At 61.3% G+C, this 15,013-nt stretch carries 13 protein-coding genes; 7 read left to right on the top strand and 6 right to left on the bottom strand.

All coding sequences use genetic code 11. The features are described from left to right. Both K9B32_RS14270 and K9B32_RS14275 read left to right on the top strand, forming a co-directional pair. The gene (locus K9B32_RS14270) at positions 1–2,070 is read left to right on the top strand and encodes a hypothetical protein (protein ID WP_224563136.1); all 2,070 of its coding nucleotides are present in this window, start codon (positions 1–3) and stop codon (positions 2,068–2,070) included. Positions 2,071–2,074: 4 nt separating this feature from the next. Continuing rightward, on the top strand, positions 2,075–2,491 hold the full coding sequence (locus K9B32_RS14275; RefSeq protein WP_224563137.1) for a GNAT family N-acetyltransferase: 417 nt from the start codon (positions 2,075–2,077) through the stop codon (positions 2,489–2,491). 48 nt (positions 2,492–2,539) lie between these two features. Here the strand turns inward: K9B32_RS14275 and K9B32_RS14280 are convergent, their stop codons facing one another. The 3 genes from K9B32_RS14280 to K9B32_RS14290 all read right to left on the bottom strand — a co-directional run bounded on the left by K9B32_RS14280 (position 2,540) and on the right by K9B32_RS14290 (position 6,550). Continuing rightward, entirely contained in the window at positions 2,540–4,531 is a 1,992-nt protein-coding gene (locus tag K9B32_RS14280) for a PhoX family protein (protein ID WP_224563139.1), read from the bottom strand. Between the two features lie 134 nt (positions 4,532–4,665). Next, positions 4,666–5,976 (bottom strand): MFS transporter, encoded by a 1,311-nt coding sequence (locus K9B32_RS14285; RefSeq protein WP_224563141.1) that lies wholly within the window; start codon positions 5,974–5,976, stop codon positions 4,666–4,668. A gap of 73 nt (positions 5,977–6,049) precedes the next feature. Then, positions 6,050–6,550 (bottom strand): GNAT family N-acetyltransferase, encoded by a 501-nt coding sequence (locus K9B32_RS14290; protein WP_263490867.1) that lies wholly within the window; start codon positions 6,548–6,550, stop codon positions 6,050–6,052. Between the two features lie 267 nt (positions 6,551–6,817). Between K9B32_RS14290 and K9B32_RS14295 the strand changes: the two genes are divergently transcribed. After that, positions 6,818–7,804, top strand: a complete 987-nt coding sequence (locus K9B32_RS14295; protein ID WP_224563146.1) for a glutathione S-transferase family protein — start codon at positions 6,818–6,820, stop codon at positions 7,802–7,804. Positions 7,805–7,812: 8 nt separating this feature from the next. Here the strand turns inward: K9B32_RS14295 and K9B32_RS14300 are convergent, their stop codons facing one another. Continuing rightward, entirely contained in the window at positions 7,813–8,250 is a 438-nt protein-coding gene (locus K9B32_RS14300; RefSeq protein WP_007789910.1) for an NUDIX domain-containing protein, read from the bottom strand. Between the two features lie 113 nt (positions 8,251–8,363). On the opposite strand from K9B32_RS14300, the gene K9B32_RS14305 reads away from it, so the two are divergent. The 4 genes from K9B32_RS14305 (at position 8,364) to K9B32_RS14320 (ending at position 11,499) form a co-directional block, all read left to right on the top strand. Then, on the top strand, positions 8,364–9,272 hold the full coding sequence (locus K9B32_RS14305; RefSeq protein ID WP_411969709.1) for a metallophosphoesterase family protein: 909 nt from the start codon (positions 8,364–8,366) through the stop codon (positions 9,270–9,272). A gap of 148 nt (positions 9,273–9,420) precedes the next feature. Further along, positions 9,421–9,981: a hypothetical protein gene (locus tag K9B32_RS14310; protein WP_224563152.1), complete on the top strand. Its 561-nt coding sequence runs from the start codon at positions 9,421–9,423 to the stop codon at positions 9,979–9,981. Positions 9,982–10,148: 167 nt separating this feature from the next. Further along, positions 10,149–10,655: an RNA polymerase sigma factor gene (locus K9B32_RS14315; protein WP_224563155.1), complete on the top strand. Its 507-nt coding sequence runs from the start codon at positions 10,149–10,151 to the stop codon at positions 10,653–10,655. 1 nt (position 10,656) lies between these two features. Beyond that, on the top strand, positions 10,657–11,499 hold the full coding sequence (locus tag K9B32_RS14320; RefSeq protein WP_224563158.1) for an anti-sigma factor family protein: 843 nt from the start codon (positions 10,657–10,659) through the stop codon (positions 11,497–11,499). A 107-nt stretch (positions 11,500–11,606) separates the two neighbouring features. Here the strand turns inward: K9B32_RS14320 and leuA are convergent, their stop codons facing one another. Next, positions 11,607–13,322, bottom strand: a complete 1,716-nt coding sequence (gene leuA / locus K9B32_RS14325) for a 2-isopropylmalate synthase (RefSeq protein WP_224563160.1) — start codon at positions 13,320–13,322, stop codon at positions 11,607–11,609. A gap of 331 nt (positions 13,323–13,653) precedes the next feature. Beyond that, on the bottom strand, positions 13,654–14,838 hold the full coding sequence (locus K9B32_RS14330; protein ID WP_224563161.1) for a benzoate/H(+) symporter BenE family transporter: 1,185 nt from the start codon (positions 14,836–14,838) through the stop codon (positions 13,654–13,656). Between the last annotated feature and the right edge of the window lie 175 nt (positions 14,839–15,013).

Consider the following 15,013-nt stretch of genomic DNA (forward strand, 5'->3'; position numbering starts at 1 on the left):
ATGACGATTGATTTTTCGCCCTTCGTCCCTTGGCCGCTCCTGGCGGGGCTGGCGCTCATTGTGCTCCTGACCGCCGCCTTCGCCATCTGGCGCGGCGTGCGGGGCGCCTGGATCCGCTCGATCGCAGCCCTTGCTTTGCTGGCCGCCCTTGCCAACCCACTCTTGCTGCAGGAAGATCGCGAACAGCTGTCGACCGTCGTGCCCGTCATCGTGGACCGCAGCCAGAGCCAGCAGACGCCTGAACGCATCAAGATGACCGACGATGCGCTGGCGCAGCTGAAGGATCGCCTCGCTCGCTTCACCAATATCGAACCGCGCTACGTGGATGCGACGGAACCGGACGATTCCGACGCTCCCTCGACGCGACTGTTCAATGCGCTTTCCGTCGCTGTTGCGGACGTGCCGCCGGCCCGCATCGGCGGCGCGATCATGCTGACGGACGGCGAAGTCCACGACGTTCCCGGCGTCAATCAGGCACTCGGCTTCGACGCCCCGATCCACGGCCTGATCACGGGCAAAGCCAGCGAATTCGACCGCCGCATCGAAGTCGTCAAGGCGCCGCGTTTCGGGATCGTCAACGAGGAGCAGCAGTTGATGCTGCGCGTCTTCGACGATGGGCCGAGCCCCGGCGGCACGGCCAACGTCACGGTGAAGCTCAACGGCAACGAGATCGCGACGCTTCAGGCCACGCCGGGCCGCGACACACCGTTTTCGTTCAAGGTCGAGCGCGGCGGCAGCAACGTTCTGGAGTTTTCGGTCGCGAACCTTCCAGGCGAAGTCACGGACGCGAACAACCGCGCAGTCCACTTGATTGACGGCATCCGCGAGAACCTGCGTGTTCTGCTCGTCTCCGGCGAACCGCATGCTGGCGAACGCGCGTGGCGCAACCTCCTCAAGTCGGATGCGTCGGTAGATCTCGTCCATTTTACCATTCTGCGCCCGCCCGAAAAGCAGGACGGCACGCCGATCAATGAGCTGTCGCTGATCGCCTTTCCGACCCGCGAGCTATTCGTCGACAAGATCAAGGACTTCGACCTCATCATCTTCGACCGCTACCAGCATCGTGGCGTGCTGCCGATCCTTTACTACGACTACATCGCCCAGTATGTGGAAAATGGCGGCGCCCTGCTGATCGCAGCCGGCCCCGAACATGCCGGCCAGGATTCGATTGCGCTGACGCCCCTGTCGTCCGTTCTGCCGGCCGCTCCGACCGGCCAGATGATCGAGAAAGCCTTCTATCCCAGGCTTTCGGAAGAAGGTCGCAAGCACCCGGTTACCCGCGGCCTCGATGGTTCCGCCGACGAGCCGCCGCATTGGGGTCGCTGGTTCCGCAGCGTCGACGTCGAGCCGCCGCAGGGCCAGACGGTAATGGTTGGCGCCGACAATCATCCGCTGCTTGTTCTCAATCGCGCCGGACAGGGCCGCGTCGCCATGCTGCTGTCCGATCAAGGCTGGCTGTGGGCTCGTGGCTTCGAGGGCGGCGGTCCGCATGTGTCGCTCTACCGCCGCGTTGCCCATTGGCTGATGAAGGAGCCTGCCCTGGAGGAGGAGGCCCTGACAGCGCGCGCATCCGGCCGCACGCTGGAGATCACGCGCCAAACCATTGGCGCCGCCCCGGGCAACGCAACGGTACGCTATCCCTCGGGAAGGACCGAAACTCTTCCCCTGACGCAAGCCGAGCCTGGCCTCTTCAAGGCCGAGAAGAAGATGGACGAGATCGGCCTTTTCGAAATCCGAAATGGCGACATGACGACACTCGCGCATGTCGGCGCGGTCGATGCTCCTGAATTCAAGGCAATGATATCGACGACCGAAGCGCTGAAGCCTGTTGCCGACAAGTCAAAGGGCCTCGTCGTCCGCGTGTCCGATACCAGCGGCGCGATCAGCATTCCGCCGATCCTGCCAGTTCGTGGCCAGATCCGCGTTGCAGACGACGATCGCATGCAAATCCACCTCACCAACGAAACGGTGCTGAAGGGCATCAACACCCTGCCGCTGTTTGCCGGTTTCGCCGGTGTCGGCATCCTGCTGCTCGCCTTTGGCGCCATGTGGTGGCGAGAAGGACGTTAGCCGCATGGCCGGGTTTGAGGTGACTGGCTCGCCCTCTGCCGATGACCTTGCGACGATCGGCGACGCGCTCTCGGCCTTCAATCGCCATGACGTCGGCCCTTCCGAACGCCAGCCGCTCGCCGTTCTCATTCGCGATGCCGATGGAAACGTCACCGGCGGCCTCTCGGGCTACACTGCCTGGGGCTGGCTTTTCACCCAATTGCTGTATGTTCCCGAGAACGAACGCGGCAAGGGCATCGCCGGCAAGATTCTTGCCTTGGCCGAGAAAGAGGCTGCGGCCCGTGGCTGCCACGGCGCCTGGATCGATACCTTTAATCCGCAGGCACTTCGAGCCTATCAGCGGCAGGGTTACGAAATATTCGGCGAGGTGCCGGAATTCCCTAAAGGCCGCACACGCACATTCCTGCGCAAGCGCCTGTAGATAGATGCTTCGCCGTCCGAAGACGGCGAAGCGGAAGTCATTCACCACTCAGACGGCAATCTTTCCACCGCCGATCTTGGTGATTGCGACGACAGCCGGACGAACCGGCATGTCGTCCTTGAAATCCGGCCAACGGGTGGAGAGATCTTCGTAGTAGGACGGGCGGCCATGGCCGGACCAGTCGTCGCCGCCGTCGCCGGGATGCTGCACGGCAACGAATGCCGTCTGGTCGTCGGGCAGGAAGAGCGGGCCACAGAGCTCGGCACCCACAGGAACACGGAAGAAGAGCTTGGACGTTGCGCGCGCCTCGCCCTCGGTGTCGACGGCCCAGAGGCCGTCGGTGCGGCCTGTCGCCTTGTTGTTGTTGCCGTCGGTCGCGACCCAGAGGCGGCCGGCGGCATCGATGGAACAGTTGTCCGGCATACCGAACCAGCCGTTCTTCGTCGTTTCGCTCGAGAAGGACGCCCCGACATCGGCGACAGCAGGATCGCCACACTTCAACAGCACTTCCCACTTGCCCGAGGTTGCCCCGAAGGCACCGCCATCCTCGCTGATCTCGATGACATGGCCAAAGGCGTTCTCGGCGCGCGGATTGGCGGCGTCCACCTGGTCGGCCTTGCGTTTCGTGTTGTTGGTGAGCATCACATAGACCTTGCCGTTGACGGCATTGGGTTCGATGTCTTCCGGCCGGTCCATCTTCGTCGCGCCGAGCAGGTCCGCGGCGCGGCGGGTCTCGATCAGCACGTCGGCTTGGCTGGCAAAGCCGTTTTCAGCGGTCAGCGAGCCCTGGCCGTAAACGACAGGCAGCCACTGCAGTGTGCCGTCCTCGGCGAACTTGGCGACATAAAGCGTCCCCTCGTCGAGCAGGTTCATGTTGGCAGTGCGATCGTTGGCGTTATAGGTGCCCGCCGTCACGAACTTGTAGACATAGTCGAAGCGTTCGTCGTCGCCGAGGTAGAAGACGACACGGCCATCCTTGTCGACGATCGAGGCTGCGCCTTCGTGCTTCGTGCGTCCAAGCGCGCTGCGCTTCTTCGGGGTCGACGTCGGATCGAGGACATCGACCTCTACGATCCAGCCGAAGCGATTAGGTTCATTCGGCTCCTTTGCCACATTGAAGCGGTCATAGAAATTTGCCCACTCATAGGCGCCTTCCGGCACGCCGTAGCGCTTGTAGTTCGCTGTTTCCTTGTGATCGGCAGGCAGTTCGCCGGAGAAATAGCCATGGAAATTTTCCTCGGCCATAATGTAGGTGCCCCAGGGCGTTACGCCGCCAGCGCAGTTGTTGAACGTGCCGATGACCTTGGTGCCGGTGGCATCGGCAGACGTCTTGACACGCTCATGGCCGGCCACAGGACCGGTCAGCTCCATCTCGGTCGTCGAAGTTACGCGGCGATTGTACTTACCATCAGGCACGACCTGCCACTTGCCGTCCACTTTTTGGATCTCGACGATCGTGCCGCCGTGAGCCGCCATCTCGATATCCACCTGCTCCTTGGCAAGTGGCGCCTGCTTGATCTTACCTTCGGCGATCGTCACCAGGCCGGGGAACATCAGGTGCGGATTTGTGTATTCGTGATTGACGACGAGGATGCCGTGCTCCGACGAACCTTCGATCGGAATATAGCCGACATAGTCGTTGTTGTAGCCGAACTGCCGGCTCTGCGCCTCCGCCGACTGTTTCTTGGGGTCAAAGGCCGGCGAATCGGAAAACAGCGCATCGCCCCAGCGCAGGAGGATATCGGCGTTGTATCCTTCGGCGACATGGTGATTGGCGTCGACGCCGGCCTCGACTTCCGTGAAGGAGAAGGCCGAACCGCTTGCCGCGCGAGCCTCTTCTGCGCTCAACAGCGCAATTGGGCTGACGGTCGCGGCAATGGCGGACACGGCGAGCGACCCTTGCAGGAAGCCGCGACGTGAAAAGCGCCGCCCAATGATTTCCCCCATCGTGGGATTGTCGCTGCGGTTATGGCCCTCGCCATCCGCATCCTCGAGCTGGCTGGTCGGAAAGATTTCCTTCTGCGAAATATGTTCGGTCATCGAACTACCCCCATAATATTGACGTCATCCGCTTTAGAGCGCTTCCAAAGTCTAGGGACGGCGCATGACAGTCCTGTGATCAACTGAATTTGAAGTGGGGATAGCGATGGATGGGGCGCCCGCTAGTGCAGGAATCAGCTGAGCGCTGCCTGCCGCGTTTCGGTATCGATCGCCCTCGCGGCAAAGGCCGCCACGACCAGCAGGCCCGAAAAGAGGCCGATGGCCAAACCCAATCCACCTGAGACGACGAATGCCATTAGGGACGGAGCAAGCAGCCCGCCAAGGCGCGCCATCGCACCTGCCGATCCCATGCCAGTCGCCCGCAATGCGGTGGGGTAGAGCTCTGGAGTATAGGCGTACAGCGCGCCCCACGTCCCGAGCAGCGCGAAGCTCATGATCAGCAGTGACGCGCCGACCAGCATGTCATCAGGAGAAACCACGAAGAGCAGGCACCCAAGCGCGGAGAGCAGGCAGAAACCGATCAGCGTCGGCCTGCGCCCCCAAGCCTCGACGCCATAGGCGGCAAGCCCATAGCCTGGCACCTGCGCAAGTGCGACGAACACCAGGAAGCCGTATCCGCGGACGAAACCGAACCCGTCGCCGGCCAGCTTCGCCGGCATCCAGGTGAAGACGCCGTAGTAGGAAACGGAAACCAGGAACCAGATTACCAGGATCAATGCACTTCGGCGACGAAGCTCTTCGGAGAATATCCCTTCCGCCACCTGCGGCGTCGCGACGATCTCGTCGTCGGACGGCAGGGGCGCTTTTTGGTGCAGCGCCAGCATCTTGTCGACAATGGCCTTGGCCTCGCCTGCCCGTCCGATCCGCAACAGGTAGAGCGGTGATTCAGGAACGAAGAAGCGCAGCGTCAGGCCCAACACTGCCGGCAGCGCCGTGACCGCGAAAATATAGCGCCAAGGATCTGCCACCCCGGCAAGGCTCGCGGCCCAAGCGGCCAGCGCGACGATCAACGTTCCGATCGCCCAGAAGCCTTCCAGTGCCACCAGCCACCGACCACGGCTTCTGGCGGGCAGGAACTCGGCCATCATCGCATAGTCGACCGGCAACGTCCCGCCGACCGCCATGCCGGTCAGGAAGCGCAACACCAGCAGGCTGGTGAAATCCGGAGCGAAAATTGAAAGCGTGCCGAAGAGTGCGTCACAGGCAACCGTGACGATCAGCACCTGCCGGCGCCCCACCTTGTCCGCCAGGCGACCGAAGGCAACGGCACCGATCAGCATGCCGAGAAAGAAGAGCGTGCCGGTCTGCAGGGCTTGCGGAACCGTCAGTCCGAAGGTGGCGGCGATCGATGCCGCCGTGAAACCGACGGCGAGCACCTGCATTGCATCCGCCGCCCAAACAAGCCCGAAGATGCCGATCAGACGGCGCTGGAAGGCACCCGTCCCGGCGCGATCCAGCGCCTCATCTATGGAAATGCCGCTCATGAACAAGCCCTTCAAGCCACTGAAAGATCACGCAAAGCGCGTCTTTGACATAGGGCTCAATACCGCATGCGCCCTATTTCCGCCAGCCGATAGTTCCCTTCAGACGCGCATGCGCGTCCCCCGCAAGCGGTACAACAAGAACGCGCGCCGGATCGACCGGCCCCGGAAACGTCAGCGCGTTATGAGCAACCTTCTCGAAACCGAGCGGGCAGTAGTAGGGTGGATCGCCGATGAGAATGACCGCCTCCGAACCCTTGCGGCGTGCGGCGTCGATGGCAATCCGCACGAGTTCCCGGCCGATGCCGCGGCCCTTGTGAGACGGCCGCACCGCAAGTGGTCCAAGCAGGTGCCCATTCACCGAGCCGGCTTGGACGGGCGTCATTCGTACCGATGCGATTGTCTCGCCGTCATCGGCGCAAATGAAGGAAAGTGAAAGATCGTGCGGTCCCTGCTCGCGGATGCGGGCTGCCGCGCGCGTATGCCGGCCGGGGCCGAATGCTTCTTCGTTGATGTGTTCGATTGCAGCGTCGTGTGACGCGTCCTCAGTGAGGTAGACCAGATCGTGCTTGTGCATGATGAGACGGAAACCGGATAGACAGAATTGATGGATCTCGAGCACGCCCTTCGGCGTTCGGGAGCATCAACGTCGTCGCAGGTTTCTCGGTGCAAACATCAAATCGGGTTCCAAAATGTGAAATGGCCGATAGCAGGAAAAAATTCGGTCGTCCAATGGAATTTGGAAAGAGACCGCACGGCGTGACGCAGTGTTCAATCTTTACCGCCTGCAAACAAGCAAAAGCTGCGATATGTTCTGACCCAACACAATCTGAAGGATGACAACATGGGTATGCTGGTTGACGGCGTCTGGCATGACGTCTGGTACGATACGAAAGAAACCAAGGGGCACTTCAAGCGCGCCGCTTCCCAGTTTCGCAACTGGATTACTGCCGATGGCGCAGCCGGGCCGTCCGGTACGGGTGGCTTCAAGGCCGAGGCTGACCGCTACCATCTCTATGTTTCGCTGGCGTGCCCCTGGGCGCATCGCACGCTGATCTTGCGCAAGCTCAAGAAGCTCGAGGATCTGATCGGCGTTTCGGTCGTCGATCCGCTCATGCTGTCAAACGGCTGGGAGTTCAAGGTCGGCGACGGGGCGACCGGCGATCATCTCTTCGGTGCCAAGACGCTGTCGGAGGTCTACGTGAAGGCCGATCCGCACTATTCCGGCCGCGTGACTGTCCCGGTCTTGTGGGACAAGAAGACCAATACGATCGTGAACAACGAGTCTTCCGAGATCATCAGGATGTTCAACAGCGCCTTTGATCATCTGACCGGCTCGGCCGTTGATTTCTACCCGCAGGATTTGCGCGCTGACATCGATGAGCTCAATACCGTCGTCTACGACACCGTCAACAACGGCGTCTACAAGGCCGGCTTCGCGACCACGCAGGAGGCCTATGGCGAAAATGTCGTCAGGCTCTTCGAGACGCTTGATATGCTGGACGAGCGTCTCGGCAAGGGGCGTTATCTCTTCCGCGATCGGCTGACCGAGGCCGATTGGCGACTGTTCACGACATTAGTTCGTTTCGATGCCGTCTATGTCGGTCACTTCAAGTGCAATATCCGCCGCATAGACGACTACCCCAATCTCTCGGCCTATCTGCGCGATCTCTACCAGACGCCGGGCGTCAAGGAGACGGTGAACTTCCGCCATATCAAGGACCACTATTACCGCAGCCACAAGACGATCAATCCGACGGGGATCGTGCCCGTCGGCCCGGCGCTCGATCTCGACCACCCGCATGGCCGTGCCCGATTGGCAGCGGCCTAGCCTCTGTTCTACCAGACGTGGGCGGGCTCCTGCTCGCCCGCGAGTTCAGCCAGGCGACGGCGCGTCGCTTCAGTTGTGCCCACTGGCAGATCATCGACCTCGAAGAAGCCGCACTCGACGATTTCCCGGTCCGGTGGCCGGGGTGCCGTCTGCTCCACCTGGGTCTTATAGAAGAGAACATGGTCGCGTCGGCTGGCCGCCGTGTTGAAATAGATGTGGAAGAGCTGAGGCCGGCCGAGAATACGCAGATTCCCTTCCTCGCGAAGTTCCTTGATCAGGGCCTCCTCGGCAGTCTCATTGCGCTCAAGCCCTCCGCCCGGCATATGCCAGCCTGGCACGTAGCTGTGCCGCACGAGGAAGATGCGCCCCGCCGAATCGAAGCAGGCGGCTCGCACTCCCATCGTCATTCCGCGCGCGATCGCGAAATAGACATGCACGATGCGCATCAAGACTCGTGATTGCCAGGGGCGGATGGTTCCGGTCACGCTTTTTCCAATTCCATTAATCCGTTCAAGCAGATGTGTTTGAATTGCAGACTTACTGGGCTATGTCTGCTCGCATGTTCAAGCTCGCGCACATCTCCGATATCCATCTCGGCCCGCTCCCTCGCCTTTCCGTCCGCGAGCTCTTCTCCAAACGCATTACCGGCTTTGTGAACTGGCATCGCAACCGGCGCAAGCACCTTTTCGGCAGCACGCTGGATCTGCTGCTCGACGACATACGCGCACAGCAGGCCGATCATCTGGCGGTCACCGGCGACCTGGTGAACCTCGCAAGCGGCTTGGAGATTCGCGCTGCCGCCGCATGGCTGAAAGAACTCGGTGACCCCGAGGACAATTCCGTCGTGCCCGGAAACCATGATGCTTACGTGCCCGGCGCCTACGAAAAATCGGTGCGCGCATGGTACGACAACGTGCGCGGCGACCTCGCGCCGCCCGAATGGCAGGAAGATCGCCACGTCTTTCCCTATCTCCGCGTTCGCGGCAAGGTCGCCATCGTCGGTTGCTCGACAGCCGTCGCAACGCCCCCTTTCGCGGCCAGCGGCTTCTTTGGTGAGCGCCAGGCGCGAGACACCGTGAACATGCTGCGCGCGGCTGGCGAAGCCGGCTTGTTTCGGGTCGTGATGATCCACCATCCACCTATTCGTGGCGCAACGTCCTTCTACAAGCGGATGATCGGCATTCGCCGCTTCGGCGCCGTGATCTCCACCGGCGGCGCCGAACTGGTGCTCCACGGCCATACCCATTTGAACACGCTCCACTGGCTGCGCGGCCAGACTGGCCCCGTCCCGGTGGTCGGCATCGCCTCGGCATCGCAGGGACCAGGAGGACTAAAGCCCCGCGCCGCCTACAATCTGTTCTCGATCGATGGCTCTCCGGGCGCCTGGGAACTGACCGGGGAACGCTTCAGCATCAACTCCATGGGCGACGGCGTATGCAGTGAAAGTGTTGATATTTTCAAGGGTTAGCGCGACCTTCGGAATCATCGTCTCGCCAAGTTGATTCAGAAACTGAAGATGACGGTATCTTGAATTCGGAAAGCATCCGAGGCCTTGGCAATTGGCGATTGCCACGTAAACTTGTTGTCTTTGCAGCATCAATTCACGGAGTCATTGCATGCCCATGGCGTTCATCAGTCTTCGCGGTCTGGCTTTGGCCGGCTCGCTTGCCGTTGCTGTCTCTTCATCCGCCCTTGCGATCGGTGATGAGAGCGACGAAACCAAGCCGCCGCCAAAGACCGAAACGACGACAAAATGCACTGAAGGCAAGGTCTGGGACGCAAAGCGCAAGGAATGCGTGGTTCCGAAGAAGAATTCGTTCAACGATGACGACCTTTACAAGGCAGCCCGTGAATTTGCCTATGCCGGTCAATATGACAACGCCCTGACCGTGCTTCAGCTTGCCAACAACCAGAACGATCCGCGCATCCTGAACTACCTCGGCTATGCCAACCGCAAGGCGGGCAGAATGGAACTGGGGATGTCGTATTATCGCAAGGCACTGCAGGCCGACGAGAATTATGTTCTGGCACGGTCATATATGGGCCAAGCTTTGATGGAACAGGGTGATGTACAAGGAGCGCGCGTCCAGCTCGTCGAGATCCGGGATCGGGGCGGCGAGCAGACTTGGGCCTACCGCTCGCTACTGCAAGCATTAAACGGCTACCGCACGTATTGAGGTTGCAGCACCGGTGCCAGCGAAGAAAAGCTTTGAGAACCCGTGGGATACGCCGCCGGATGCTTGCGAAGCATCAGGTACTTGTTTCATAAAGGACACAGAAGCGATATAAATCGATCTCCTGCTGGGCGTTCTGCCCGAACGCCCATGCATTACTTGGAAAGACCATGCGTCAACCCGTGACGACCATCGATATCAGACGCGACCTGGTGGGCCTTCTGCCCCGGCTGCGGCGTTTCGCGATGACCCTTGCAGGTGATGCAGCGAGTGCGGACGAACTCGCGCAAGCGGCGTGTGAGCGCGCCATCGCCAAGAGCAACCAATGGAATGGCGAAGGCCGTCTGGAGAGCTGGGTCTACACCCTCGCCCGCCAGCAATGGAGTGACGACCATCGCCGGCGCAAGCCGCAAGCCGTTTCGAAAACCAATATCACCGATATCCGCGAGGCGAGCCGCGACCGTGCCTCCCTCGTCGATCCTGATGTCATCCACCGCATGTTTTCCGAGATGCCCGAAGGCACCTCTAGCGCGTTTCTGCTGGTCATCGTCGAGGGGCATAGCTATCAACAGACGGCCGATATTATGGGTGTCACGATCAATATCGTCGTATCACAGCTTGCCGCGGCTAGACTGCATTTCGCCAGCATCGCGGACAATTATTCTCACAGGTACTGAATTGCTCGATTTCAAAAAACTTCCGCTCGATGCTCAGCTAACCGCCCTGCTGGATGGCGAGACGACGCCCGAACAGAAGCAGGAGCTGGAGCAGCGCCTGGCCAACGATGAGGGTGCCAAGCGGCTCTATGATAAGCTGCGACACGGCGCCGACTTCGGAAAGCACCGCCTCGACGAGGTTCTCAAGGAACCGGTTCCCCTCGCCCTTGTTCGGTCGATCAAGAGCGCACAGCCACCGAAGGCTCCGGTTGCCTCGCGCGTTTCGCGGGCCTCGTTTAAGCTTGCGCCGACCGGGCCACAGGCTCTTGCGGCAGCAATCATCCTCTTCATCGCCGGCTGCGGCATCGGTTTTTTCGCCGCCGGCAGCACCAGCACCATGCAATCGGCGCCCCCGACAACGATCGAAGCCGCCGCGGATTCCAGCGAATGGTTGACAGACGTCATCGCCAACCAACGCCTGATCGCTCGCCAGCCGCGTCATATTTTCGAGGTGCCGTCGACGCAGGCGGAGGAAATTTCCACCTGGCTGACCTCAACGGTTGGCGTTGCATTCCGCGTGCCTGACCTGTCGGATCAGGGCTGGACCTTCCAGGGTGCACGCGTCTTCATCGGCGACGGCCGGCCGGTCGGCCAGCTGGTCTACACGAGCTCCGATGGCGATCTGGCTTCCATCTGCTTCCGCAAGGACAGCTTGCCCTCCGAGACCGACGATTTCAAAGAAACGATCAAGGACGAGATCGGGGTGGTTGCCTGGCACAATGCCGGCACGTCCTATGTTCTCGTTGGCCCCTCGTCGGAAGCGTCGCTCGGCCAGCTCGCCATGCAGGTTGCGGCATCGATCTGATGTTCGGGTCGGCCGCAACGATGCGGCCGCGCGAATGACGACGCCTGGAAATTCTCAGCACTGTCCAGGAAGGAGTGCAGCGGAATGGTCCGCTGCACCAGAGCGCGTCAGGCCTTTCCAGCCTTGACCTCGAGCACGCGGTTTGCGGCAGAGACGATCGCCTCCAGGGATGCACCGACGATGTTCGTGCTGATGCCGGCGCCAAAGAGCTTGCCGCCCGGATAAGAGGTCTCGACGTAGGAGATGGCCGCGGCGTTCGAGCCATGCTGCAGCGAGTGCTCCGAATAGTCCTCGACCGACATGTCGATGCCGAGATAGTGCGAGAGCGCGTTGACGAAGCCGTCGACCGGGCCATTGCCCTTGCCTTCGATGCGCTTCGTCTCGCCGTTGTCGGTGATCTCGGCGGCGACGATGCGCTGCCCCTTGTGCTCCGGATCGGCATAGGTGTGGTGATCGACGAACTTGATGCGGCCTTGCGGCTGCGTCACGTAGCGCTCGATGAAACGGTCGTAGATGCGCTTCGACGGCAATTCCTTGCCCTCTTCGTCGGTGATCCGCTGGATGTCTTCGCGGAATTCGACCTGCAGGTTGCGCGGCAGGTTCAGCCCGTAATCCTGCTGCAGGATGTAGGCGATGCCGCCCTTGCCGGACTGCGAGTTGATGCGGATGATCGCCTCGTAGGTACGGCCGACATCCTGCGGATCGATCGGCAGGTAAGGCACTTCCCAAACCGGGTGGTTGGCAACCTTGATCGCCCTCATGCCCTTGTTGATCGCGTCCTGGTGCGAGCCGGAGAAAGCCGTGTAGACCAGTTCGCCGACATAAGGGTGGCGCTCGCCGATCGGCATCTGGTTCGAATATTCGAACACTTCCTTCATGCGCACGATATTGGAGCAGTCGATCTCCGGATCGACTCCCTGAGTGAACATGTTCAGCGCCATGGTGACGACGTCGACGTTGCCGGTGCGCTCACCATTGCCAAACAGCGTGCCTTCGACGCGATCTGCACCCGCCAGCAAGGCCAACTCGGCAGCAGCGATACCGGTGCCGCGGTCGTTATGTGGATGCAGCGAAATGATCAGGTTTTCGCGATTGTCGAGATTGCGGCACATCCACTCGATCTGGTCGGCATAGACGTTCGGCGTCGCCATCTCGACCGTGGACGGCAGGTTGACGATCAGCTTATTGTCAGGCGTCGGCTTCATCACCTCGATGACGGCGTTGCAGATATCCAAAGCCACCTCAAGTTCGGTCCCGGTGAAGCTCTCCGGCGAATATTCGAAGCGGTAGCCACCGCCAGCCTTGGCAGCCATGTCGGAGATCATCTTCGCCGCATCGACTGCGATCTGCTTGATGCCCTGGACATCCTTGGCGAACACGACACGACGCTGCAATTCGCTAGTGGAGTTGTAGAAGTGAACGATCGGGCGGTTCGCCCCTTCCAACGCCTCGAACGTACGGGTAATTAGCTCCGGACGGCACTGCACCAACACCTGCAGCGACACGTCATCAGGTACGTTGGCCTGCTCCACGCACCAGCGCGCGAAGTCGAAATCCGTCTGCGATGCCGATGGGAAACCGATCTCGATTTCCTTAAAACCCATGTCGAGCAGCAACTGGAACATCCGGGCCTTGCGGTCGTGGCCCATCGGGTCGACCAGCGCCTGGTTGCCGTCGCGCAGATCGACCGAGCACCAGATCGGCGCCTTGGTCAGCGTCTTGGACGGCCATGTACGGTCAGGGATGTTCACCTGCGGATAGGCGCGATACTTGATCGCCGCCTCGGGCATGCCTTTGGTTTGGGAGCGGGTGTTCGTGTCCATGTCTTCTCTTCCTCTTCCCGTCATCTGGCCAGCCGCGTCATAGCGTATCGGGTCTGGCTTGGCGATGACGAATCCGGCGCGAAAGCATCCGGTTGATCAGTTTTCGGGATTGGTCACGAGGAGCGATGGCCTGGGCGGGCTTTCGGCCGCCGGGCGCTCCTCAACGGACCCGGCAACCGCGCGTAAGGCCGAGGAGAAGAAGCGAAGTCAGGGCGCGCGTATTGTCGCGCAGGGCGATACGCCCGCGTGCAATCTGCTCAAAAATCATGATGCCCGTGTTCTTCATGGTCGCGCTTATAGCCGGGGTACAAAAAACTGGCAATCCCTCCGTCTAGTTTTTCGCCGCCTGCACAAAACGTGACAGGGCCAGCATCGACCCTCCGGCGAGCAATCCCCAGAATGCGCCGGAGATTCCCGCAAAGGACACGCCGGATGCCGTCACCAGAAACGTTATGGCCGCCGCCTCTCGCGATTCCGGTGCCTGGAACGCTGCCATGGCCGAGCCGGAGAAAGCGCCGACCAGTGCCAGTCCAGCCACCGCCTGGATCAGGACTGGCGGCGCCAGGGCCACGAAGGTCGTCACCGCGCCTGCCAGTAGTCCGAGAATGACATAGGAGATGCCTGAGACGAGGACGGCCCAATACCGTCGGGCGGGATCGGGATGCGCGTCCTGGCCGGCGCACATTGCAGCTGTGATGGCAGCCAGATTCACCGCATGCCCCCCGAACGGCGCTGATAGGATCGAAAAGAGGCCCGTCACCGAGAAGAGCGGCCCGGGTTTCGGCTCGTAGCCGTTCACCTTCAGGACGGCGATGCCGGGGATGTTCTGCGACGCCATGGTCACGATGAAAAGCGGCAGGGCGATGGAGACGAAAGCCGGCAGGTTGAAGACGGGCATAACGAACTCGACCGGCGGCCGCAGCGCCTGTTGGATCGAGCCAAACGCCCCCTCGGGAATGTCAACGCCGAAGGCAACCACAAGCACGAAGGCCGCTAGAGCCGCCGGCACCGCCCAGAGTCGCTTGACCGCGCCAACGGCGATCCACGCCAACACGATCGGCAAGCCGAGCAACGGATTGAAGCCGATCGCCCTGACCGGCGCAAAGCACAACCCGATCAGCACACCAGCGAGCATCGCATTGGCGAGCGGCGCGGGAATGGCCGCAACCGCCCGGCCGAGCGGCTTGAACAGGCCGGCGATCACGATCAGCACCGCGCAGATAAGAAACGCGCCGACCGCCGCATTGAACCCGCCCTCGACCACACCGGTACTTGCAAGCAGCGCCCCGCCGGGCGTGGACCATGCAATGCTGATGGGCAGCCGCGTCACGGAGCTCAGCACGATCGCGCAGAGCCCCAGCGCGATTGATAGCGCCATGAGGCCCGATGCCGCCTGCGCATCCGTCGCGCCGACACTCTGCAGGCCGTGCAGCACGACCGCAAAGGAGCTGGCAAACCCCACGAACGTCGTGAGGATGCCCATAAACAGGCTTTGAACGGAGAAGTCTTTGAGCATGGGCGGGACTCGAACTGAATGCAACTGCCGCATGGAGCATTACACGCGCAAAGAACACAAGTCCGCGACGGCCAAGTTTCGTTCTCCTGCACCATCGAACCGTCCTGCAAAGAAGCGCCCCCAATGTTCGAAATACCTGTTGACCTGTCCCCTGGGGCTGCCCCGACAAGCGGGG

The sequence above is a fragment of the Rhizobium sp. 3T7 genome (assembly GCF_020166565.1).
In the GTDB taxonomy this organism is placed as follows: Bacteria; Pseudomonadota; Alphaproteobacteria; order Rhizobiales; family Rhizobiaceae; genus Rhizobium.

Excerpts from the sequence above, each read along its gene's own strand:
- K9B32_RS14270 (WP_224563136.1), top strand. The coding sequence starts at position 1 with ATGACGATTGATTTTTCGCCCTTCGTCCCTTGGCCGCTCCTGGCGGGG.
- K9B32_RS14275 (WP_224563137.1), top strand. The coding sequence starts at position 2,075 with ATGGCCGGGTTTGAGGTGACTGGCTCGCCCTCTGCCGATGACCTTGCG.
- K9B32_RS14280 (WP_224563139.1), bottom strand. The coding sequence starts at position 4,531 with ATGACCGAACATATTTCGCAGAAGGAAATCTTTCCGACCAGCCAGCTC.
- K9B32_RS14285 (WP_224563141.1), bottom strand. The coding sequence starts at position 5,976 with ATGAGCGGCATTTCCATAGATGAGGCGCTGGATCGCGCCGGGACGGGT.
- K9B32_RS14290 (WP_263490867.1), bottom strand. The coding sequence starts at position 6,550 with ATGCACAAGCACGATCTGGTCTACCTCACTGAGGACGCGTCACACGAC.
- K9B32_RS14295 (WP_224563146.1), top strand. The coding sequence starts at position 6,818 with ATGGGTATGCTGGTTGACGGCGTCTGGCATGACGTCTGGTACGATACG.
- K9B32_RS14300 (WP_007789910.1), bottom strand. The coding sequence starts at position 8,250 with ATGCGCATCGTGCATGTCTATTTCGCGATCGCGCGCGGAATGACGATG.
- K9B32_RS14305 (WP_411969709.1), top strand. The coding sequence starts at position 8,364 with ATGTTCAAGCTCGCGCACATCTCCGATATCCATCTCGGCCCGCTCCCT.
- K9B32_RS14310 (WP_224563152.1), top strand. The coding sequence starts at position 9,421 with ATGCCCATGGCGTTCATCAGTCTTCGCGGTCTGGCTTTGGCCGGCTCG.
- K9B32_RS14315 (WP_224563155.1), top strand. The coding sequence starts at position 10,149 with ATGCGTCAACCCGTGACGACCATCGATATCAGACGCGACCTGGTGGGC.
- leuA (WP_224563160.1), bottom strand. The coding sequence starts at position 13,322 with ATGGACACGAACACCCGCTCCCAAACCAAAGGCATGCCCGAGGCGGCG.
- K9B32_RS14330 (WP_224563161.1), bottom strand. The coding sequence starts at position 14,838 with ATGCTCAAAGACTTCTCCGTTCAAAGCCTGTTTATGGGCATCCTCACG.